At 42.2% G+C, this 22,822-nt stretch carries 19 protein-coding genes and 1 pseudogene; 5 read left to right on the top strand and 15 right to left on the bottom strand.

The genetic code is table 11. From position 1 onward, the window contains the following. Window positions 1–2 precede the first annotated feature (2 nt). The 3 genes from AC6IZ0_RS08070 to AC6IZ0_RS08060 form a co-directional block, all read right to left on the bottom strand. Window positions 3–1,526 carry a bifunctional aminoglycoside phosphotransferase/ATP-binding protein gene (locus AC6IZ0_RS08070; protein WP_497725733.1) on the bottom strand — a complete coding sequence of 508 codons (1,524 nt, stop codon included), beginning with the start codon at window positions 1,524–1,526 and terminating at the stop codon, window positions 3–5. A gap of 186 nt (window positions 1,527–1,712) precedes the next feature. Then, window positions 1,713–2,012: a 50S ribosomal protein L25 gene (gene rplY, locus AC6IZ0_RS08065; RefSeq protein ID WP_497725732.1), complete on the bottom strand. Its 300-nt coding sequence runs from the start codon at window positions 2,010–2,012 to the stop codon at window positions 1,713–1,715. Window positions 2,013–2,104: 92 nt separating this feature from the next. Next, entirely contained in the window at window positions 2,105–3,436 is a 1,332-nt protein-coding gene (locus tag AC6IZ0_RS08060) for an adenylosuccinate synthase (RefSeq protein WP_497725731.1), read from the bottom strand. A gap of 336 nt (window positions 3,437–3,772) precedes the next feature. On the opposite strand from AC6IZ0_RS08060, the gene AC6IZ0_RS08055 reads away from it, so the two are divergent. Then, window positions 3,773–7,045: a Calx-beta domain-containing protein gene (locus tag AC6IZ0_RS08055; RefSeq protein WP_497725730.1), complete on the top strand. Its 3,273-nt coding sequence runs from the start codon at window positions 3,773–3,775 to the stop codon at window positions 7,043–7,045. 296 nt (window positions 7,046–7,341) lie between these two features. On the opposite strand, the gene AC6IZ0_RS08050 is transcribed toward AC6IZ0_RS08055, so the two are convergent. The 5 genes from AC6IZ0_RS08050 to phnC all read right to left on the bottom strand — a co-directional run bounded on the left by AC6IZ0_RS08050 (window position 7,342) and on the right by phnC (window position 11,862). Continuing rightward, complete coding sequence (locus AC6IZ0_RS08050; RefSeq protein WP_271732906.1) at window positions 7,342–7,992, bottom strand: class I SAM-dependent methyltransferase; 651 nt, start codon at window positions 7,990–7,992, stop codon at window positions 7,342–7,344. Between the two features lie 173 nt (window positions 7,993–8,165). After that, the gene (locus tag AC6IZ0_RS08045; protein ID WP_497725729.1) at window positions 8,166–9,161 is read right to left on the bottom strand and encodes a phosphonate dehydrogenase; all 996 of its coding nucleotides are present in this window, start codon (window positions 9,159–9,161) and stop codon (window positions 8,166–8,168) included. A gap of 9 nt (window positions 9,162–9,170) precedes the next feature. Continuing rightward, window positions 9,171–9,980 (bottom strand): phosphonate ABC transporter, permease protein PhnE, encoded by an 810-nt coding sequence (gene phnE, locus AC6IZ0_RS08040; RefSeq protein ID WP_497725728.1) that lies wholly within the window; start codon window positions 9,978–9,980, stop codon window positions 9,171–9,173. Window positions 9,981–10,086: 106 nt separating this feature from the next. Then, window positions 10,087–10,989 carry a phosphate/phosphite/phosphonate ABC transporter substrate-binding protein gene (gene phnD / locus AC6IZ0_RS08035; protein WP_497725727.1) on the bottom strand — a complete coding sequence of 301 codons (903 nt, stop codon included), beginning with the start codon at window positions 10,987–10,989 and terminating at the stop codon, window positions 10,087–10,089. A 75-nt stretch (window positions 10,990–11,064) separates the two neighbouring features. Beyond that, complete coding sequence (gene phnC, locus AC6IZ0_RS08030; protein WP_497725726.1) at window positions 11,065–11,862, bottom strand: phosphonate ABC transporter ATP-binding protein; 798 nt, start codon at window positions 11,860–11,862, stop codon at window positions 11,065–11,067. 364 nt (window positions 11,863–12,226) lie between these two features. On the opposite strand from phnC, the gene lgt reads away from it, so the two are divergent. The 3 genes from lgt (at window position 12,227) to AC6IZ0_RS08015 (ending at window position 14,531) form a co-directional block, all read left to right on the top strand. Further along, window positions 12,227–13,105 carry a prolipoprotein diacylglyceryl transferase gene (lgt, locus tag AC6IZ0_RS08025; protein ID WP_497725725.1) on the top strand — a complete coding sequence of 293 codons (879 nt, stop codon included), beginning with the start codon at window positions 12,227–12,229 and terminating at the stop codon, window positions 13,103–13,105. A gap of 174 nt (window positions 13,106–13,279) precedes the next feature. After that, complete coding sequence (gene cobM / locus AC6IZ0_RS08020; RefSeq protein WP_497725724.1) at window positions 13,280–14,086, top strand: precorrin-4 C(11)-methyltransferase; 807 nt, start codon at window positions 13,280–13,282, stop codon at window positions 14,084–14,086. 91 nt (window positions 14,087–14,177) lie between these two features. After that, entirely contained in the window at window positions 14,178–14,531 is a 354-nt protein-coding gene (locus AC6IZ0_RS08015; RefSeq protein ID WP_497725723.1) for a phenylpyruvate tautomerase MIF-related protein, read from the top strand. Window positions 14,532–14,593: 62 nt separating this feature from the next. Here AC6IZ0_RS08015 and AC6IZ0_RS08010 read toward each other — a convergent pair. The 7 genes and pseudogenes from AC6IZ0_RS08010 to AC6IZ0_RS07980 form a co-directional block, all read right to left on the bottom strand. Further along, window positions 14,594–14,752, bottom strand: a pseudogene (locus AC6IZ0_RS08010) (VOC family protein); the annotation flags it as partial. Window positions 14,753–15,004: 252 nt separating this feature from the next. Continuing rightward, entirely contained in the window at window positions 15,005–15,460 is a 456-nt protein-coding gene (locus AC6IZ0_RS08005) for a VOC family protein (protein WP_497725722.1), read from the bottom strand. A gap of 27 nt (window positions 15,461–15,487) precedes the next feature. Beyond that, complete coding sequence (locus AC6IZ0_RS08000; RefSeq protein ID WP_271732923.1) at window positions 15,488–16,507, bottom strand: aldo/keto reductase; 1,020 nt, start codon at window positions 16,505–16,507, stop codon at window positions 15,488–15,490. Window positions 16,508–16,557: 50 nt separating this feature from the next. Next, window positions 16,558–16,893, bottom strand: a complete 336-nt coding sequence (petJ, locus tag AC6IZ0_RS07995; protein WP_280793588.1) for a cytochrome c6 PetJ — start codon at window positions 16,891–16,893, stop codon at window positions 16,558–16,560. Between the two features lie 209 nt (window positions 16,894–17,102). Further along, a complete protein-coding gene (gene petJ / locus AC6IZ0_RS07990; RefSeq protein WP_271732929.1) occupies window positions 17,103–17,435 on the bottom strand; it encodes a cytochrome c6 PetJ in 333 nt (110 codons plus the stop codon). A 141-nt stretch (window positions 17,436–17,576) separates the two neighbouring features. Next, window positions 17,577–18,071 carry a GNAT family N-acetyltransferase gene (locus AC6IZ0_RS07985; protein WP_497725721.1) on the bottom strand — a complete coding sequence of 165 codons (495 nt, stop codon included), beginning with the start codon at window positions 18,069–18,071 and terminating at the stop codon, window positions 17,577–17,579. A gap of 287 nt (window positions 18,072–18,358) precedes the next feature. Then, window positions 18,359–19,528: an RpoD/SigA family RNA polymerase sigma factor gene (locus AC6IZ0_RS07980; protein ID WP_497725720.1), complete on the bottom strand. Its 1,170-nt coding sequence runs from the start codon at window positions 19,526–19,528 to the stop codon at window positions 18,359–18,361. Window positions 19,529–20,314: 786 nt separating this feature from the next. Between AC6IZ0_RS07980 and priA the strand changes: the two genes are divergently transcribed. Next, window positions 20,315–22,816 carry a primosomal protein N' gene (gene priA / locus AC6IZ0_RS07975; RefSeq protein ID WP_497725719.1) on the top strand — a complete coding sequence of 834 codons (2,502 nt, stop codon included), beginning with the start codon at window positions 20,315–20,317 and terminating at the stop codon, window positions 22,814–22,816. The last annotated feature ends 6 nt before the right edge of the window (window positions 22,817–22,822 follow it).

Below are 22,822 nucleotides of genomic sequence, written 5' to 3'. Positions count from 1 at the left end.
AATTATGCCTGTGGTGATGCAGTGGTATCCCAAATCTGCACATAGGGCATTTCCTCCCTGGTAAATGCTTCCGCCTGCTCTACCTGCGATGTTAATAAATCTACAGTAGCATCAGCAATATCCCCAGTACGTTGAGCCAGACGCTCTTGCACAACTGCTAAAGGTGCAGTGCAGTATATAATCTCCAGGGGAATTTGGTATTTTTCCGCTTCCCCGATGGCATTTTGTCGGAGGTTTTGTTTATCATATTTAGCATCTAGAATTACATTAAACCCTTGGCGAGCCAGGATAATTCCCAGATCCAGCAACCGGCCATAGGTTTTTTGAGTCATTTCTGGGGTATATAAATCATCCCCACCACGCTCCCAAACAGAAATCCCCCCTAAATGTTTACGTACCGCATCTGAGCGAATGTGAATCGCCTGGAATTTACGCGCCAAATATTTAGCCGTTGTAGACTTCCCAGAACCGGACAACCCAGACATTAAAATCAGTTTTCCTGATTTTGATTTAGTATACTCCCAAGCTTGGCGATAATATGCTGCTGCCGTTTTTGCCGCCTCTGCCTTCACTGTTTCTGGTATATTGGGGTCATCTAACAAAAATGAAGTCACCTTAGCCCGAACATAAGCCTGACGACTTAAATACAAAGGTAATAACTGCAATCCTTCCCAATCACCAGTTTGCTCCACATAGGTGTTTAAAAAGACATTAGCTAAATTAGGGCTGTTTCGCGCCTCCAAATCCATCACCGTAAACGCCACATCATACATGACATCCACAAAGCGAAACGGTTCGTTAAATTCAATGCAGTCAAACAGAACCATCTGATCATGCCATAAAGCAATATTTCTCAGGTGTAAATCACCGTGACATTCACGAATGTAGTTATTTTCAATTCTACTGGTAAATAATTCTGGATGTTCTAAGAAAAAATTATCTGTATATTTTTTGGTTTCCTGAAACTGTTGCTGTGTCTGGGGTCCACCAATATACTTTTCTGTTTGTTGATAATTCTCATCAATTGCCGCCCGCACTTGCGGCACTTCGCCAAAACTGCGAATATAATCGTTAGTTGTTGTAGATTTAGCGTGGTATTGCGCCACTACTTTACCTAGATTCTCTAAGTCAGCCTCTGTTAACTTACCTTGATCAAATAGTGTACTCAAGAGTAAATCCTGGGGAAACTGGCGCATTTTTAGGGCGTACTCTACAGGCTTTCCTGCTCCTTCTAAGTGATATTGCCCATCAACTACAGTTATATGTAATACTTCTAAATACAATTCAGCCGCGCCCCGTTGATTCAAACGCAACTCTTCTTGACAAAAATGCTTGCGTTTTTCTAGAGTAGAAAAATCCAAAAAGCCAAAATTTACTGCTTTTTTCAACTTATAGGCATAATCTCCCGTAAGCAGTACATAGGAAATATGAGTTTGAATCAGTTCTATAGGTTCTGTGACTGGGTGGGGATAAAATCCCGGTTGTAACATCTGCTGAATTAAAACTGGAAGATTTGCTGGTGTCATAAAAAAACCGTGGGTTGGAGAGTTACAAAAATTGCACATCAACCCCCTGGGGGGATTGTACAAGGTCAAAGACCAACTCATAAACCCATATTCTCACACTTTCAATAAAAAACCAGGGTTGAACCCTGGTATCATCAGCAATCATGAGATTTTTTAGTGGTGTTTTTTACAACTTACACCACAGCATTAACTTTGAGCAGATGCAAAAAAGCTCAGATGGTAAATAAAACCCTTAGCAGGATGGGATTGCACTTCTCGTAATACAGTTGTACCAGTCCACTCCAGTTCAGGGATATTTAGTTCAATTTCTGTTTTATTTACACCAGCTTGTTTGAGCAGACGCTCCACAGTTTTAGCTTCCACTACTAAAGAAATTGATTCTGCACCTTTGTGACCGTACAAATTAGCAGGTATCAGACCAGAACGACGTAAAGCATTAGGTTTGCTCCCTTCTGGTCGCTTTTGAGATTCGACTTTAATCGCCATAGAAGTTGTCAGTTATTAGTTATCAGTTGTTGACATTTGCACTTGATCATATAAACAAGCGCCTCCCCATCTGTCTTACACTCCCTACTTAATTAAGCAGCGGGTGTACCGTCACCGTACAATAAAGCACGTTTAGGTCCGTGTATGGGATCTTCCACAATAATGGTTTGATCGCGACTAGCTCCCAAGGAGACGATCGCGATGGGAACTTCCATCAATTCCGCTAAGAATTTCAGGTAGTCTAGGGCTTGGGGTGGTAAGTCTTCCAGTGTACGACATTCCTTAGTGGATACTTGCCATCCTGGTAGGGTTTTATAGATGGGGCGACATTGCGCAAATCGACGGGAACTGGTGGGAAAGTTTTCACAGCGATCGCCATCTATTTCATAGGTCACACAGACTTGAATTTCTTCTAGTTCATCCAGAACATCCAGCTTGGTAATGGCCATACAATCCATACCATTAATTCGTACCGCATAGCGACCAATCACCGCATCAAACCACCCACAGCGCCGCTTGCGTCCCGTTGTTGTCCCAAATTCCGCTCCGCGATCGCACAACAATTCCCCGATTTTTCCATCTAACTCCGTGGGAAAAGGCCCTTCTCCTACCCTAGTCGTGTAGGCTTTAGACACACCAATTACCCTGTCTATCATTGTCGGCCCTACCCCCGCTCCTACGCAAGCCCCACCTGCTACCGGGTTAGAGGAAGTCACATAGGGATAAGTCCCGTGATCTAAATCTAGCAGGGTTCCTTGTGCCCCTTCAAACAGGATATTGCGGCGACGCAAAATTGAATCATATATTTTTAGGGATGTATCCACCACATAAGGCCGTAAGCGATCGGCATAACCCATATATTCCTCAATTACTGCTTGGGGGTCTAGGGGTGGTAGATTGTAAAGTTTTTCTAAAATAACGTTTTTATAATTAATCGTCCATTCCAACTTCTCCCGTAGGGCTTCCGGGTTCATCAAGTCTAACATCCTAATCCCTGTACGCTCGGATTTATCCGCATAGGTCGGGCCAATCCCTCTCCCCGTCGTGCCGATTTTATAACTTCCTCGCCGCTCCTCTGATGCCTGGTCAATTACCCGATGATAGGGCATTGTTACATGGGCTGTTTCTGATATTAACAGATTGGCAGCAGAAATATTTAATTTTTCCAGTTTATCCAATTCTGCTATCAACACCTGTGGATCTATCACCGTTCCACAGCCAATAATACATTCCGTATTGGGATACAAAATACCAGAGGGGATTAAGTGCAGCTTAAATGTCTGACCTTCCACCACTATTGTGTGTCCAGCATTCACTCCCCCTTGGTAACGTACTACCACATCTGCGGAGCGGCTGAGTAAGTCTGTGATTTTACCTTTTCCTTCGTCGCCCCATTGGGCACCTATGACAATTACGTTAGCCAAGAGATTATATTATCAGATTATAGTTTGCACAAATTATAATTAATAACAAATTGGGTGAATTTTGTCAATCTTCAGAGGAATCATCATTCACCCACCCCCTGACCCTGCTCATCCTACCAAGAAGGGTCAGGTTTTGACCATGACAGAAGTCATTGGTTGCCTTGTGTATCTACCTGTTGTATAATTTTTGTGATCGTGAAATACCCACAGGGTGGTAACCTTCACGTCACAGGCATTGAGTTGTTTAATATTTTCTAAACAGCCTCTAAGGGGTAGAATCTACGAAAATTCCCAGGGTAATAATTTTTCATTCATTAATGTTAACAGGTGCATACTATGTCACAACAAATAATTTCATCGCTCGATGAACCAAATGCTCTACCAGGTTCTAATTTTACCTTGCCCCTGAGCTATAATACCTCAACAGGTGATAATACTCTGACTGGTATTAGTCTGCGGTTGCACTATAATTCTAGTGAACTGAGGTTCCAAAATGTCCAAAACTTCTTTAACACCAGTGTATTCTCTCCGGTAGCCGACCAAGCTGATAATAACGACTTTGACAACGACCCCCAAAGCGATCGGTATATCGAATTTGCCTATTTTGAAATTTCGGGTAACTGGCCTAACCAAGCTCTACCGTTAAAATTAGGGGACTTCAACTTTACTACTACTGAGAACTTTGATGGCACTCAAATCAAGGTGACTTCAACAGAGACAGCCACTGGTTATACACTCGAAGCGCCACCAATTATAATTCAGCAGACCACTGGTCTGGGAATTGCTGCTAAAAGTGCGAGCAAAATTGAAGGCGACGAGAATACTACCCCCTTTACCTTCACCATTAGCCGTTCTGGTAATTCCACGACCACAAATAGTGTTAACTGGAATGTAGTAATAATACCAGGTAGTGACAATGCAGATGGGTTGGACTTTGGGAACATCTTACCATCAGGCACTGTTACCTTCAATCCGGGAGAACTCTCGAAAGATATTACCATTAACGTCACTGGTGACAATATCTTTGAGGGAGATGAAACCTTCAGCGTCATTTTATCCAACCCCACCAATAATGCTGTTATTACAACGGGTAGTGCGAGGGGAACTATTTTAGAAGATGATCGCTTTCAACAAATCTCTTCAGCGGAAAACCTGGCGGCATCCTCTGGTAATACTGTTAGTATCCCCCTATTTTACAGTACTTCCACAGGTGACAATACCTTAACTGGTATTGGTTTACGTTTACATTACAACTCTAGTCACCTAAGTTACACCGGCGTCAATAACCTCTGGGATACTGACTTATTTGGTGATATCGTTACCTCTCTCGATAACAACGACTTGGATAATAACCCCAATACAGACACTTACCTAGAAATACCTTACTCTAGTATTCAAGGTAACTGGCCTAACGAACCCCTACCGTTGAAATTAGGAGACTTCAATTTTACCGCCGGAGCCAACTTTGAAGGTACACAATTGCAGGTTACAGCTAGTTCTTTAGCGGCTAATTATCGGCTAGCTACTAGCCCCATTATGGTAGACAAGCGGCAATGGAATCTTGATATTGACGGTAACGGTCAAATCAATGCCCTATCTGACGGGATTATGGTGGTACGTTTTCTCTTTGGTACAGCCTTTTCTGGGGATAAATTGACAGATGGAGCCATAGCCGCTAATGCTACCCGTAATCTCACGGAAATTCGAGAATATTTACAGGAAGCGGTAGACAATAAGTACTTAGATATTGACGGTAACGGTCAAATCAATGCCCTATCCGACGGGATTATGGTGGTACGTTTTCTCTTTGGTACAGCCTTTTCTGGAGATAGATTGACAGATGGAGCCATAGCCGCTAATGCTACCCGTGGTCTCACGGAAATTCAAGAATATTTATCCCAGTTGACTACCCTTAATGTAGTCACAGATCGAACTTTAACCGGTACTGCTGGTAATGATACCCTCAACGGTGGGGCGGGTAATGATATCCTCAACGGTGGGGCGGGTAATGATATCCTCAACGGTGGGGCGGGTAATGATACCCTCACCGGTGAAACTGGTAATGATATCCTCAACGGTGGGGCGGGTAATGATATCCTCAACGGTGGGGCGGGTAATGATACCCTCACCGGTGGGGCGGGTAGTGATACCCTCACCGGTGGGGCGGGTAGTGATGTATTCCTATATAACTCCCCCAATGAATCTAATAGAACCAACTTATCTGTAGCGAGTTTTGATACTATCACCGACTTCACCCAGGGAGTAGATAGAATTAGCTTTGCTGCATTGGCTACCGCCGGCCAGTACGCCAGTCAGACTGTGGTACAGACAGCAGCCAATAATTCTGGGCAAACCACCATCAATTCTACCCTTCTCAATGCTACCGCCGCCGCTATCGGTCAAGATAGATTTGGCGCTTTTGTTTTGGGAGGTAACACTTATATTCAGGGTACTAATCAAACGACTACCTTTGAGGATGATTTACTGCTGAGAATCAATGGTACCTTTACTTTAACTACTGCTGACTTTATCCTTCAAACTGTAGATGTAGTCACAGATCAAACTTTAACCGGTACTGCTGGTAATGATATTCTCAACGGTGGTGCGGGTAATGATATCCTCAACGGTGGGGCGGGTAATGATACCCTCACCGGTGGGGCGGGTAGTGATACCCTCACCGGTGGGGCGGGTAGTGATGTATTCCTATATAACTCCCCCAATGAATCTAATAGAACCAACTTATCTGTAGCGAGTTTTGATACTATCACCGACTTCACCCAGGGAGTAGATAGAATTAGCTTTGCTGCATTGGCTACCGCCGGCCAGTACGCCAGTCAGACTGTGGTACAGACAGCAGCCAATAATTCTGGGCAAACCACCATCAATTCTACCCTTCTCAATGCTACCGCCGCCGCTATCGGTCAAGATAGATTTGGCGCTTTTGTTTTGGGAGGTAACACTTATATTCAGGGTACTAATCAAACGACTACCTTTGAGGATGATTTACTCCTGAAAATCAATGGTACCTTTACTTTAACTACTGCTGACTTTATCCTTCAAACTGTAGATGTAGTCACAGATCAAACTTTAACCGGTACTGCTGGTAATGATACCCTCAACGGTGGGGCGGGTAATGATATCCTCAACGGTGGGGCGGGTAATGATATCCTCAACGGTGGGGCGGGTAATGATATCCTCACCGGTGGGGCGGGTAGTGATACCCTCACCGGTGGGGCGGGTAGTGATGTATTCCTATATAACTCCCCCAATGAATCTAATAGAACCAACTTATCTGTAGCGAGTTTTGATACTATCACCGACTTCACCCAGGGAGTCGATAGAATTAACTTTGCTGCATTGGCTACCGCCGGCCAGTACGCCAGTCAGATTGTGGTACAGACAGCAGCCAATAATTCTGGGCAAACCACCATCAATTCTACCCTTCTCAATGCTACCGCCGCCGCTATCGGTCAAGATAGATTTGGCGCTTTTGTTTTGGGAGGTAACACTTATATTCAGGGTACTAATCAAACGACTACCTTTGAGGATGATTTACTGCTGAGAATCAATGGTACCTTTACTTTAACTACTGCTGACTTTATCCTTTAAATCATAACCTATGCGATCGCTCTTAGCTGACTAATTAGGGCGATCGCCCTCACAGATGGTAATTCTAGGGGTAACCTATGCGATCGCTCTTAGTTGATTAATTAGGGCGATCGCCCTCACAGATGGTAATTCTGGTGGTGCGGTGGTGGGATATGGGTTTACAGCATTTTTCAAGCTAGCCGGGGAATCAATTCCCTGTCTGATAGCTGAATGGTGGGTTACCTAAGCTGCTTTGGGTTTAGGAAAGTGACGTAGGTTTTGTTACAATTAGTAAAGTTTATATTTACAAAAAAGCCTTATGGAGTTATGGGCTGAGTTACATAATTTTGTGGTTTAGCTTCAGCAATCATGATTCCCCAAACCAAACTAAAATGAAATTTAGTTGTACGCTCTATATTAAACTGTGCTGAAGTTAGTAAACTATGAAACTGTTTTTGGGTGTAACACCCCTTGTAAGCAGGGTCAACAAACTTCAATATAAAATCACATATTTGACAGGATAAATAATCTTTACACCAATCTAAAATAAGTAGTTTACCTTCTGGTTTTAAAACCCGTCTTATTTCCAATAATGCCCCATGAGGATCATCAAAATAATGAAATGCACTGGCGGATATGATTACATCAAAACTGTTATTTAGGAATGGTAAATTTGACACACTTGCATTCTGAAATGAAACATGAGAATAAGTACGACATTTCTGTTTAGCGACTAGGAGCATTGCTGGGGAAATGTCTACTGCAGTAATTATTTGCTGTGGATTTTCGGTTAGTAATAATTGCTCAAACTCTCCGGTTCCACAGCCCACATCAAGGACTGTTGCTTCTGGTGCAATGTCTGCCCAATTTTTTAAAACAGATAATGTCTTGGTAATGTAAGTATTCCAACGCCGGTCATATAAATCTGCTATCTGGTCATATTGTTGGCGAATTAGTGTTTCACTCATAGGTATTTTTTGTGAGATGGTGAATATCAATATTGTTGGTACAAGTTCAGGTTGATTTATTCAACAACATTTGAGTAAATTGGTGGACTGGACTATTAAAAGATAAGCTACTGCCCCAGATCACAAATAATTCCTTTACAATCAGCTTTTTGATTTTGGAGTTTACTGCAGTACTAGCCCCTAAGACAATTAACTGCCCCCTGTGGCTTTTCACCTTGCAGGGCTTGCAGAATATTTTGGGCGGCTTCTAGGGCGATGTCCCGCCGTAGCTCGTCAACCGCAGATCCAATATGGGGAGTGAGAAAAGTTTGATTGGTGTTTTCTAATAATGACTGGGGTATGCTGTGGGGTCGATCGCTACGATGCCAGTCTTCCATTTCAAACACATCGGCAGCATAGCCCCCTAAGTGTCCAGATTCCAAAGCTTGACACACGGCCTGCTCATCCACTACGGAACCACGACCGGGGTTAATTAAAAAGCTCCCTGGCTTCATTTTAGCTAAGGTGTTGGCGTTGATTAAATGAAAGGTTCCTGGTTGCAGAGGTACTACTAACATAACAAAATCACTTACCTCCATTAAAGTATCAAAAGATACTCTTACTAAATTCGCCATTTCCTCTTGTTCCGGTGTTAAAGCCACCGGATCGCTGTACAGTAACCGCATCTCAAAACCTGCTAGACGTTGAGCGATGGCTTTGCCTAATGCACCCATACCGACAATTCCCAAGGTACGATTTGCTAGACCTAGGCTGTAAAGTTGGGGTCGCCAACCAGCAAATTTACCCCTGCGCATGAGGCGATCGCCTACTAGCATCTGTCGTGATAAGCCAATTAATAACCCAATAGCAATTTCCGCAGTAGGTGCCGACAACAAAGAAGGCACAATTGCAAACCATACACCACAACGGGTACAGGCATCAACATCAAAATTATCGTAGCCTTTCAGAGCTGCTGCAATTACTTTTAGCTGGGGACACTCCCGCAAAAAAGCTTCATCAATGCTGTCCGGCATAAATACCATCAATCCGTCGGCATTTTTAGCCCTTTGGAGAATTTCCTCACGAGATAAAGATTCTCGATGGGGATTAGCAATCACCTCACAATGAGGTTCAAGAAGTTCAATCACTTCTGGATGTACCCAGTTTGTAATCACAACCTTTGGTTTCATAGCATTTCCTCAAGCTAAACGTCTGCGCAAATAGCCACTGAAACTATCTACCAATATCACCATCATCAAAATGACGAGTAGGATTGCTGATACTTCTGTATACCTAAGTATACGTAAAGAACCAATTAATTCAAACCCTATACCCCCAGCACCCACTGCACCCATAATAGTAGAAGCGCGAAAGTTATATTCCCAACGATATAAGGTTACATCCAGGATTTGCGGCAAAACTTGGGGTAAAATGCTGTGATATATTACCTGGATCTTGTTTGCACCAGCCGCCTGTGCTGCTTCGATTGGTGCTGAGTTTACGTGTTCGATGTACTCAGCAAAAAACTTACCCACCATCCCAATTGAATGAAACCCAACTGCTAATGCTCCTGGTAATGCACCAAACCCCACCGCAGCTACCAAAATAATCCCCATAATCAGTTCTGGTATAGCCCGTAAACCATTGAGAATCAGACGCGCCACCTGAAACACAAATGGATGGGGTGTAGTATTACCAGCTGCTAATAGTGATAATGGTAGAGAAAAAGCAACTGCGATCGCAGTTCCCGCAACACTCATCGCCAAGGTATCAAACAGGGGCTTAATCCAGTTGATAGCCAAACTAAAATCTGGCGGTAGCATTTGGCTAACTAAATTTATCCCACTGGGCACACCTTCAGCCAATCTTTCCCAATCAAAAAGACCAACTAATAAGCAAGATATGATCACAATCACTACAACAACAGCTACTTGCAGTAAATGCTTATATCTGTGTTGTCTTTGTTGTTTTAACAGAGGTTCAAATTTTTGATAACTATTGGTTGCCATAAAACTCCGTCAAATGGTTAGCAGTAACCCCGCAAAAGCAAGATATTATTTGACAGTCATATTTTTCCACCCAGAAATTTATAATCTGGTTTAAAATAAGTCCCTATTAATTTAACTTTTGAAAATCTAGATTCAAGGTTTTACCTAAATTTCTAACTACATCATACTCTTGATCTGTAATTGCACCAAAACCATCTGCTTTAAAAGCTTTGAGAATTTCTTCATCCTTGAGTTCAATAAATGCTGCACTAATTTGTGTCTTTAGCTCTGGCTTCAAATCTGAGCGAATTGTCCAAGGATATTGAGGAAATGGTTCTGATTCTGCCAAGACTTTGACTTTGTTAGTATCGATAACTTTTCGCTCGATTAAAGATTCAAAAATAGGTTTACTCAATCCCCCTATTTGAGCATTGTTATTTTGAACTGCGACAGCAACTGCATCATGAGAACCAACAAAGACTTCTTCATAATCTTTTTTCGGTTGTAACCCCTTGTCAAGCATCATTGATTTGGGAATTAAATGACTAGAAGTAGAAGCTTGATCACCATAGGCTACTGTTTTTCCTGACGCTTGATCAAGAGAATTTACACCACTTTTTACACTAGCAATAATCACTGATTTATAGGTAGTTTCACCATCCTTCTTTAAAGCTGCAAAGGGTTCAATATTACTTTTAGTTTTAGCTAAAACATAGGAAAGTGGTCCAAAGTAAGCTAGTTCTAAACGTCGATTACTTGCGGCTTCAATCATTGAAGAATAGTCAGTTGTTACAACCAATTCAATATCTTTCCCTAACTTTTCTTCTAAATATTTTTCTAAACCCTGATTATTTTTGATGACAGTTGAAGCATTTTCATCTGGTAAAAGAGCTACCCTTAAAGTATCGGGATCAGATACACTAGGGTCAACCTCAGTATTCGTAGCAGTGTTGTTAGGTGCTTGACAGCCAACCAAGGACAACACGACTACAGCAACAGATGTGAGTATTTTTTTTTGAATGGCGATCATGGTAGAAGTTCTCCTGATATATCAAATGGTATTAGTGTGTAAACTCTTGTGGGATTGAGGTCGGGAAATAATATGTTATCCTTTGCTTTGTGTATGAGGGGCTTTGCCAAATTGCTCCTCGATATCTAGGTGAATATTTTCGGTTTTGCCATAAATACGATTAAGTTCGTACTCCTCAATGTCTGCGGCATTACCATCAAAAACTATATGACCTTGAGATATTCCAATTATCCTGTCTGCATAGGTTTTAGCTAAATCTACTTGGTGTAAACTCATAATCGCCGTGATGCCGTCTTCTTGACAAATTTGACATAGAAAAGAAATCACCTTGTGAGAACTAGCAGGGTCAAGGCTCGCCACCGGCTCATCTGCCAGAATTAACCTTGGTTGTTGCGCCAACGCACGCGCAATACCTACCCGTTGCTGTTGACCACCACTGAGATTATCTACCCGTGCTAAAGCTTTATTTAACAGTCCTACCCTCTCTAAACACTCCAAGGCTATATATTTGTCAGCTTTGGGTAATGGGAAAAAGCTCCTGAGAGTTGAGTGATAGGCTAAACGACCGGTCAGCACATTTTGTAGTGCAGTTTGTCTACCAATTAATTGGTGCTGCTGAAAAATCATCCCTGTGCGCTGGCGATGCTGATGCAGCACCTTGGGTTCATTGAGTTTCCCCCAACCTTCTACTGTGATAGACCCTGCTGTTGGTTTGATTAGTCCATTTAAACACCTTAACAAGGTTGATTTACCCGAACCTGAAGCTCCCAAGATGACTGTAAATTCCCCAGGGTTAAAGTTTAAAGAAACTGACTGGAGGGCTGGAACTCCCCCAGGATAAGTTAAACTCAAGCGATCGAGCTGAATTATCATCCTAGGAAAATTCCCCTATCCTACAGAATCCACAAGCACTTGATTTCAAAATTTAATCAAAACTCCACTTCAATAACCACAGGTTATTGCTTTTATTTAAAGTTTGGGTTAATAATTGATTTCTTTTAGGTTAAAAAAAAATATTGGCTATCTTCCGCGAGCAAGAGGATTCACCTTATATTAGTTTTCGCAGTGACGGAAGTTAACAGATAATAGATAATAGACTGTGGGTTTTGCCTAAACTTACTCTGTCAGCAGAATCTCAGTGTCTTTAGACCTGAGAGTGTCAATGGAATCTCTATGAAGCAAGAATCCCCCCGCTTATAGCCCTGGGGAGTGTCAAGCATCACGACTCGTAATTTACATGGGACTGGATATTTACACTTTGCCTTTAGCATTTGAATTTACTTCTCCTGGCCCGGTTATCCTGGACATTGGGCCTATCAGTATCCGCTGGTATGGATTGTTAATTGCCATAGCAGTCATCATCGGTGTGAGCCTTTCCCAGTATCTAGCAAAGCGCCGTCATGTTAATCCAGAATTGATTGCTGATTTATCAATTTGGTTAGTGATTGGGGCGATTCCCGCAGCGCGGCTTTATTATGTTTTGTTTCAATGGTCAGAATATCAGCAGCATCCAGAGAGAATTATTGCTATTTGGCAAGGAGGTATTGCGATTCACGGAGCGATTATTGGTGGTACTTTAGCAGCTTTAATCTTTGCTAAACTCAATAGAGTTTCTTTTTGGCAATTAGCTGATTTAGTCGCCCCTTCGCTAATTTTAGGACAAGCAATTGGACGTTGGGGGAACTTCTTTAACTCCGAAGCCTTTGGTCGTCCTACTAATTTACCTTGGAAGCTATATATTCCCCCACAAAACCGTCCTTTAGCTTTAGTTAATTTTGAATATTTTCATCCCACATTTCTCTACGAATCCCTGTGGAATTTAATAGTATTCGCTTTGCTGATTACTTTATTTTTCCGGGGTTTATCTGGGAAATCACCCTGGCGCTTAGGGACAATATTTTTATTTTATGTGGTGGGCTACAGTTTAGGACGCTTCTGGATTGAAGGGGTTCGCATTGATAGTTTAATGCTGGGTTCCCTTCGTATTGCACAAGTTGTCAGTTTAATTGCTATTGTGCTGGGACTAGCTGGATTAGCTTGGCTCTACTTATTTAAACGCCCTTTACCTGATTTAATTCCGCCTCCCCATCGGGATGAAGGAATCAGGGATATATAGGGAAAAGGAAAAAATGCCCCAGAGTAAACTCTAGGGCCTAACCAGGGTGCATCTACCATTCATCTCTACTAATAATTAGGGAGCAATCCGGAACTTTAGGGCAAAAATCCCAAAAAAAGGATTTTCGCATTTAGATATCGCGTCAATTACAGAAAATAAGTCATTATTATTTGTATGAAAAATAATCTAGATATGACCCGGCCAGCAGTTTATATTGTGGGAACAGGTCCAGGAGATCCCGATTTATTAACAGTCAAGGCCCAGAAACTCTTGTCCCTTGCAGATGTAATTTTATTTGCTGATTCTTTAATACCGGAAGAAATTGTAAATTTATGTCGAGAAGATGCGGAAATTATTCCCACTGCAAATAAGACCTTAGAGGAAATTCTAGCACTGATGATTGCAGCAGTGCGATCGCATAAATCTGTAGTCCGTCTCCATTCGGGAGATCCCAGCCTTTACAGTGCTATCTATGAGCAAATGCAACTCTTAGGGGAGGCTAATATCCCCTTTGAGATCATCCCTGGTATTAGCGCCTTTCAAGCTGCAGCGGCGAAGCTCAAAATAGAATTAACGGTACCCGGTTTAGTTCAAACCATTATTCTCACCCGCTCCAGTGGACGTACCCACGTCCCCCCATCGGAGGAATTAGCCGCCCTAGCAGCACATCAAGCTAGTCTGTGTTTATATCTAAGTGCGCGTCACATAGAAACCGCCCAAGCCAAACTTTTAGCACATTATCCCCAGGACACCCCAGTAGCAATTTGCTTTCGCATTGGTTGGCCTGATGAGAAAATCATGGTTGTCCCTTTGGGGGAAATGGCAAACTGTACCCATGAAGAAAAGCTAATTCGTACGACACTTTACATCATTAGTCCCGCACTTTCACCCGCACAACGTCCATGGGGTACGCCCCTAGTTCGGAGATCCCGTTTATACCATCCCGAACATAGTCATATATTTCGCTCATCTGATGATTAAACATCTGTGACCTATATCTATTTCACCCGGAGTCCGATAAAGTTAAATATATGCACAATATGCACAAAAACTGTAATCTTAACTCAATACCATGCCTTTAATCAAAGTCCAAACTTCTGTATCTATGCCTCACAAAGCAGATGTTGAAAGCATGCTGAAAAGCTTATCTAGCAAGTTAGCACAACATTTAGGTAAACCTGAATCTTACGTGATGACCTCCTTTGAGTCCGGTATTCCTATGACCTTTGCAGGGACTACAGACCCGGCTTGCTATATTGAAATTAAAAGCATAGGCACTATGAAACATCAGCAAACTCAAGCCATGACCCATGAGTTTTGCCAAAAGATTCACCATTATTTAGGTGTCCCGGAAAATCGGATTTATATAGAATTTGTGGATGTTAAGGCTACAATGTGGGGTTGGAACAACTCAACTTTTGGTTAGTTAAGATGCTACCCTGCGAGTTTTGCTTCAGCAGGGTGTACCCACCAGACTAGTTGATATTTTCAACCTGATGTAGGATTGCAGCGAATTTCTAGCATAAACCCGTCGGGATCATAAAAGTATACACCTTTACCTGTAGGACGAGTCACAGGGCCATGGGCGATCGCAATGTGATTTTCTCTGAGGACTGTGACAGCTGACTCAAATAATCGCGGATCTATTTGACACTCCCCACGTCTAAAGCCGGGGGATTCTTGAAGAGTCCACAAACTGACCTTCAATGGTGCTGGCAAAAACACCCTACACGCTCAAAACAACTACCAGGACAAAAGGTATTGCAATTGCGCTTACTTTTTTTTTGCTTTGGTGAGTCCATCGCAATGCCAGTTAGGTACGCTCAACATCCTGCCATTATTTGCCCTTTAACTATTCCAAATCAAGTTGGATATGTCCGTTGCCGGGATTTCTCCGCACTAGGATGTTTCTTCACGTAGATGGTTGTTCTTACTCCCTTTTACCATTATACGACTGTGGCTAAAGCCAGTCAATCGTTCTAATGCGACTAAAGTCGCTATCGACTTATCCCCATGTCTAAAAGCCATTGGCTCAGGTCTCGTTTTATGGTCAAAGGCGAGATGGTATGCTCTGGTAAAGGTTTTTTCTGGATTGGGATCTGGTGGTGATAATTCCGGTGTCCAGAATAAATCTAAAATTGTCCCATCGGGGGTGACAAAGTTAGCGACTTTCCCTGTGTTCACCAGTTCTACTAAGGTGGCTGGTACTTCCTCCCCTGTGAGTTCATGTAAACCTAAGATAGTACCGTAAAAGTACCGAGAAGCTTGCATATCCTTGACATTGAGGGCAATATGATGGATAGAACGGAGATTCCCGCCTATAAGGCTGGGTTTGGCGGTAGTGCTAGGCTGCATACTAGAAACTGCTCCTGTTGGTTATAGTTATCGCCGATACTCGTCGCCGCAGTCGCCAATTAATTGATATAAATCCCGTGACTGGCTGCAAATAGAATTAATGCGATCGCTTTCCTGTGTATCTAGGGTAAAACTAAATATTTTTCCATTGTCTTCTATGTGTTCAGATATACCTAATCTTGCGCCAATGATCACACCTCCTACAGATGGCTGATCTAAAATATAACGTGTGGCTACGTTAGAAATACTGACATTATGAGCCTGAGCAATTTGCTTGAGTGTAGATAGCAGCTCTTGAAATAACTGCCAATTACCCCAAGCATCTACCATATTTTTATACTTTCTTAAGCTAACTGTAGCTAATTCACTTCCTCGCGGTTCTGATTTACCCAAATATTTCTCTGATAACAAACCACCGCACAGAGAACCGTAAGTAAAGAGTTTGATATCATGGTCTTGACAAAAGTTAACCATATGCACTAAGGGGCGGCGGTCAACTAGAGAAAATTGTACTTGATTAGAAACTATTTTAATCCCTGCATCGACAATAATTTTCAGGTGTTCGGTATCAAAGTTAGTTAAGGCTAAATGCTTAATCTTACCCTCTGTTTGCAGTTCTGCCATATACTTAAGGGCATCTAGATAATTTGTATCTCGATATTCCCACCAATGAAACTGCATTAGGTCTAAAGATCCTACATCCATCCTTTTGAGGGAGATGTTGATATTTTCCTCTACGAGCTTTTTGGTCATTTTTCCCGGACGGGGTACCCATTTAGTGAAGGCTTGGATCTGAGCTAAAGCCTGTTCACCACGGGTTTTAATGACTTGACGGCGAAACTCACCAATAAAATCTTCCGCCGGGCCATAATGGTCTGCTAAGTCCCAAGTGGTAAAACCTGCATCCACGTATTGAAACATGGTGTCTATTGCGGTTTTGGGGTGAATGCGTCCGTGTCCGCCGGAAACTTGCCACATCCCATTTAAAATGCGACAAATATTTAGGTCGGGGGTGAATTGCAGTCGGCTTTGTGGTGGTAATAGCATATTTTTAATCTTTGATTTTTATACAAACTTGAGATATCAGTTGTGGGTGTTTAACGCCAACCGGTTTCGGCTTGTTGGAGTACATAGTACCCTACTGCTTGTATTTCCTCTGGGGTGAGACGGTCTTGGTAGGCTGACATATTATTTTTGCCGTTGGTGACTATAGATGTGACTGCTTCTATGGTGTTCATACCATATTTTTCTAGGGCGGGCTTTTTCAAGTTTTTTCCCCGTCGGATAATGTTACCGCCGTTGATATGACATCCGGCACAATGAATACTAAAAATTTCTGCACCATGATTGATGTCTGCTGCCATGGCTGGCAGGGTAAAATTATTTATTAACAGGAATATTGTGGTTATTGACAATATCAATAGTCTGTTCACGAAGTTACTCATAATACTGATGTGGCTATCAATATCATAATCATAGGGGAGCAGGTAAGATACCCGATCACAAAAGGTTTTGCTTGATTTAACGTGTAATCCTGTTGAGTTACCTTTCATCCCTACGCTTTAGCGTAGGGGTTCTGAGGCTCCCACTATGTTTGGATACAGATAAAACCATTACTCATGGTCACACAATGAAAAGATAACTACCAACCTTTATCTGCTTGTTCTAGGACATAAGCAGATACATCAGAAATCTGTTCTGGTTTTAAACGAGCCTTAAAAGCTGGCATAGCACCTTTGCCATTTGTAACTTGACTAATAATCGCCTCTTGGGAGTACATACCGTATTTTTCTAAATCACCCTTTTTCAAACTTTTATTAGCTTGAACCAAATTTCTCCCACCAGCATGACAAGCAGCACAATTAGCACCGAATATTTTAGCTCCACTAATAGTATCTGCTGCTAAAGCTGGACTACTAAAGGCAAAGGTGAAGATAGTTATGCTTAGAAGTATCAGAGAAATAATTTTTTTCATCTTGTGTTCTCCTGAAAAAAGAGTAATTGCGGACAAGACCTTTCACAATTATTGTGAGTTCAATCAATTGCCCGCGTCAAAAGACAATCTGTCAAACTTGATTGTGAAGAAAATCTATGAAAGAGATTTTAATTCCTACCTTCAACCTCGATGGGCTAACTTTTGCATCCCATCTTCTGTGACCCGACAAATGCGCCAATCATCCAAAATAGCCGCCCCCATACTGCGGTAGAATGCTTGCGCCGACTCATTCCAATCCAGTACACTCCATTCCAAGCGTCCACAATTGCGCTCTACAGCTATTTGCGCTACTTTAGACAAAAGAGCCTTACCAACACCTTGACGGCGGTATTCTGGTAAAACAAACAAATCTTCTAAGTAAATTCCCGGCTTAGTCAAGAAGGTAGAATAATTGTGAAGGAAGAGCGCGAAACCAACTGCTTGCCCTGCATATTCGGCTAAGATTGCCTCAATATACCTGGGAGAGCCAAATAGATGCTCCTCAAGAGCCAAAGCATTACCAGTTACAGCGTGGGATAATTTTTCATACTCAGCTAGCCCCTGAATTAAATTAAACAGTACTTTGCTATCAGAGGGTTCAGCAAAACGCAAAATCAAATTATCAGAACCAGTCATTAATTAATCATGTATAGTTTATAGTCCATAGTCTACAGCGAATTTTTGGATTAGTTGGGATGAGGATGTGCCTAAATATATGAGCAACTCCTAAGGAAGCAAATTAGGAACAGACAGAAAGCCTAGCTTAACCAGAATGCCAGATTTAATTTTCAGGTATCTTAAACATCCTGTCACACAAAATGACTTAGGCGTAAACAGATGAGTTGGTTTTCACCCCTGGCCTGATAGCTGGTGTTGGTGGTGGGGTTCTCAGCTTACCTGATTTAATAATTATGAATTAGGAATTAAATTAACCATCCCTTTAGGCGCTTGGCGATATGAGGACGGCGTAACTTGCGCATGGCTTTACTTTGAATTTGTCGTACTCGTTCACGGGACAAATTGAACATATTACCAACTTCTTCTAAGGTACAGGGTTCGCTGGTTGTCAAACCGTAGCGTAAAGATATTACGTCTTTCTCTCTGGGGGTTAGCACATCACCCAAGACATCCCAAATCTCCTGACGCATCATGTTTTCATTCATTTTTGCTTCTGGAGACAGGTTATCTTCGTCTTCTAGCAAGTCCATTAGTTCTGTGTCTTCCTCTTTACCTACACGGTGATTCAGAGAAAGTGCTTGTCGCCTTAATTGTTGCAATTGGCGCAGTTGTTGGACACTAATTTCCAATGCTTGGGCCATTTCGGCTTCGTTGGGATTCCGAGAGAGTTTTTGCTTGAGTTCTCTTTGGGCTTTTTTGAGCTTGTTGAGTTTCTCAACAATGTGAATGGGTAAACGGATGGTTCGCGCATCATTGGCGATCGCGCGGGTAATTGCTTGTCTAATCCACCAGTAGGCGTAAGTGGAAAACTTATAACCTTTATCCGGGTCAAATTTTTCTGTAGCACGATTTAGACCCATGGCACCCTCCTGGATTAAATCCAGAAACGGTACACCGCGATTCAGGTATCGTTTAGCAATCGACACCACCAATCTCAGGTTGGAGCGAATCATTTTACGTTTCGCTACTCGACCTTGGTATAAGCGGCTTTCTAGTTGCTTTTCTGTCATTTCTAGCCGGGAGGCTACTTGTACCTTACTGGTTGGCTGTCCCAGTTCTAATTCCAATGCAGCTTGGATCTCCCTCACTTCCTCGATAAACCTAACTCGCCGGGCTAACTCTACCTCTTCTTCGGGTTTTAACAGGGGATAACGCGCCATTTCTTTAAAAAACGCGCCTACAGCATCATCATGCTCGGTTTTGTTGTATCCTGAAGGCCTGATTGCAGCCATGTCATCCCCATCACGTTCCTCTGATTCCAGATTTTCGATTATTGGGGGTTCTGACTCTACCATTGATTCTAAAAGTTCCAGTGAGTTTTCTTCATGTTCGACAGTGGTTTCCAGTATTTCCATTGTTCCCAATTCAGCAATGTTCATAGTTTCCTTTAGGGATTTTTGCTTTGTTTGGTACATAATTTCATGACACGCTGCTTCAAGCTTGGTAGTTTTCCCTAACCAACAAATGCACCCCTTTGTCAGAAAAATATACACGGAAAGCTAATTGCTTATTCATTAGTGAAAATCAGCCCCTACCCGCTTTTTCTTGGTTCCTGTTTGATAGAACCTCTAAGAAGTACTGGTTTTGGCCCCAGAAACTATCTTCTCAGGTTCCAACACAAATATTCCTGAGTTTTCCTCAATCCCCGAATCTGTCAAATGCCCTCAACCTTTATCCACCTTAACAAATATCAAAAACTCAGGTAAATACCCCCTAGCGTTAATCTTTTATAAGTTACATAACTTTTTCTGCTTCATCGGTGAGAATTTACTACATAAATCATCATCTTGCTTTGGGTTCGGTGCTGATTTCAGCGAGCTTCCTAAAGGACATGGTTTGACTAGTCTAATTTTGGGAAATAGTTTATTTGTATAAAAGCATCTCATATGTACCAAGGGTTGAATATCTATCAAGGGGATGAAAAACACTATATCCTATTTAGTAGTTAGTCAGGCCATTTCCGGAATCCCTGGAAAAATAATTGGATTTTTTATAGAGGATTTTAAATATTTATGCCACGAATTGTTAAGACAAAATTGTCTGGTACATTACATAACTGGGAAATCATCAAGTATTATGGAGAGAAAAGTATGATCAAATACATTTTACCTCTGAGAAATAAAAATCTTTGATAAACCTGTGTGCCGCCCAAACAATTAGGTAGAAATCAGACATAAAAATGTTGAAAAAATAGCAGAATTATGTATAAAAATCAAATAAAATCGCTGCATTTACTGGTGGCTGAACCTGGAGAAACTTATCAATCAGCAAATGTGAATCGATGGATTGAAGTGTTGGTAGACTGTCCAGGAACTACGGGACTTTTTACTTATAGATTGCCGAGGGAGTTAAAAGTAAAACCAGGTGATATTTTAAGTGTACCATTTGGTACTCAAAAAGTAGGAGCGATCGCCATTCGTTTATTGGCAGAACTAAATATTGATCTACCACCAGAAAAAATCAAGGATGTAGAAGATATAGTCAGCGAAGGGTTCTTCCCCAAAAGTTATTGGGAATTATTAAATCGAGTAGCTGCATATTACTATACGCCTTTAATTCAGGTGATCCGGGTAGCGTTACCACCGGGATTACTAGGGCGATCGCAACGTCGGCTCCGCCTAGTTGGGGATGCAGAAATAAAAAGACAAATCTCCTCAGATTTAACTTTCCTTAGTCCCCCAGCCCAACAAATTTTAAACCTTTTACAAGGTCAATCAGCAGGAGACTATAGCCTGGTCTACTTGCAACAAAAAGTCAGAACAGCCTACAAAGGTGTGCGGGAGTTGTTGCGATTTGGGATAGTAGAAAGTTATTTAGAAGCACCGCGACTCAATCGCCCAAAACTACAGAAAGCTGTTACCTTGATTGGCACCATTGATGATAATTTAACCGAGCGTCAACAAGAAATTCTGGAAGTATTACGGCGGCGTGGGGGGGAATTGTGGCAGAGTGAACTATTACAAACTTGTAATGCTAGTTCTTCGACCCTGAAGACCATGGTACAAAAAGGTTACATTGTCATCGAAGAAAAAGAAGTGCTGCGAACAGAACAGGGACTAGCACTAGCACCAGATCACCCCAAAACCTTAAATCCTCACCAAGCAAATGCATTAAAAAATATTCAAGGTTTAAATGGTTTTGCTCAAGTCTTGTTACATGGGATTACAGGTTCTGGGAAAACAGAGGTATATTTACAAGCGATCGCACCTCTACTAAAGCAAGGAAAATCCGCCCTGGTATTAGTTCCAGAAATTGGACTTACACCCCAACTAACAGACCGTTTTCGCGCTCGTTTCGGAGCTAAAGTTAGCGTTTATCATAGTGGTCTTTCGGAAGGGGAACGTTATGACACCTGGCGACAAATGCTCACCGGGGAACCGCAAATAGTCATCGGGACTCGTAGCGCGATTTTTGCGCCTTTGCCAAATTTAGGTTTAATCATCCTAGACGAAGAACACGACAGCAGCTTTAAACAAGATTCTCCCATTCCTACCTACCATGCGCGCACCGTCGCCCAATGGCGAGGGGAATTAGAAAATTGTCCCTTAGTTTTAGGTTCTGCTACCCCTTCGTTAGAAAGTTGGGTCGGTCTGACAAACCCCTCTACACCAATTCCTAGTTATTACCTCTCCCTTCCCGAACGGATTAATTCTCGCCCATTACCACCGGTGGAATTGGTGGATATGCGGCTAGAGTTACAGATGGGAAATCGTTCTATATTTAGTAGGTCGCTACAATCAGCTTTACATCAGCTAGAAGAGAAGCAACAACAGGGAATTTTATTTATCCATCGCCGGGGACACAGTACTTTTGTGTCTTGTCGCAGTTGTGGTTATGTGATGGAATGTCCCCATTGTGATGTGTCGCTGTCCTATCACCAGACTGAAGAGGGAGCGCCGCAGTTACTACGCTGTCATTACTGTAACTATACGCGATTGCATCCTCAACAATGCCCTGAATGTGGTTCACCTTATCTGAAATTCTTTGGTAGCGGTACTCAACGTGTCGCCCAAGAATTAGGAAGACAGTTTCCGCAGTTAAGTTATATTCGTTTTGATAGCGATACCACCCGTAATAAAGGCGCACACCGTACCCTACTAACTCGATTTGCTAAGGGTGAAGCCCATTTATTAGTAGGAACACAAATGATTACCAAGGGTTTAGATTTACCCCAAGTGACACTGGTGGGTGTGGTTTCTGCTGATGGTTTGCTGCATTTATCAGATTATCGCGCCAGTGAACGCGCATTTCAAACTCTAACCCAAGTAGCAGGCCGTGCGGGTAGGGGGGATGATGTGGGTAGGGTGATTGTGCAAACTTACACCCCAGAGCATCCGGTAATTGGGGCGGTACAACAACATGATTATCAGTGTTTTTGTCAAACTGAATTAGAGCAACGCCAAGCACTTAATTATCCTCCCTATGGGAGATTGATTTTATTGCGCTTGAGTAGTTTAGATGTGATTCAAGTCCAGAATACGGCGCAAATCATCGCTACAGCTTTAAGTTCTCAGCCAGGATTTGATATCCTTGGACCAGCACCGGCTAGTGTCATGCGGGTAGCTAACCGTTATCGCTGGCAAATATTACTCAAGTTTGCCCCAGATGTGCTACCAAAATTACCTGACTGGGAGTCAGTGCGATCGCTTTGTCCTGATGCTGTGAGTTTAACTATAGATGTAGATCCATTAAATATTATGTGAATTATG

This window comes from Anabaenopsis sp. NIES-4685 (genome assembly GCF_059725405.1).
Note: the sequence above shows the minus strand (reverse complement) of the source record. Positions and strands in the feature narration are given on the sequence as shown.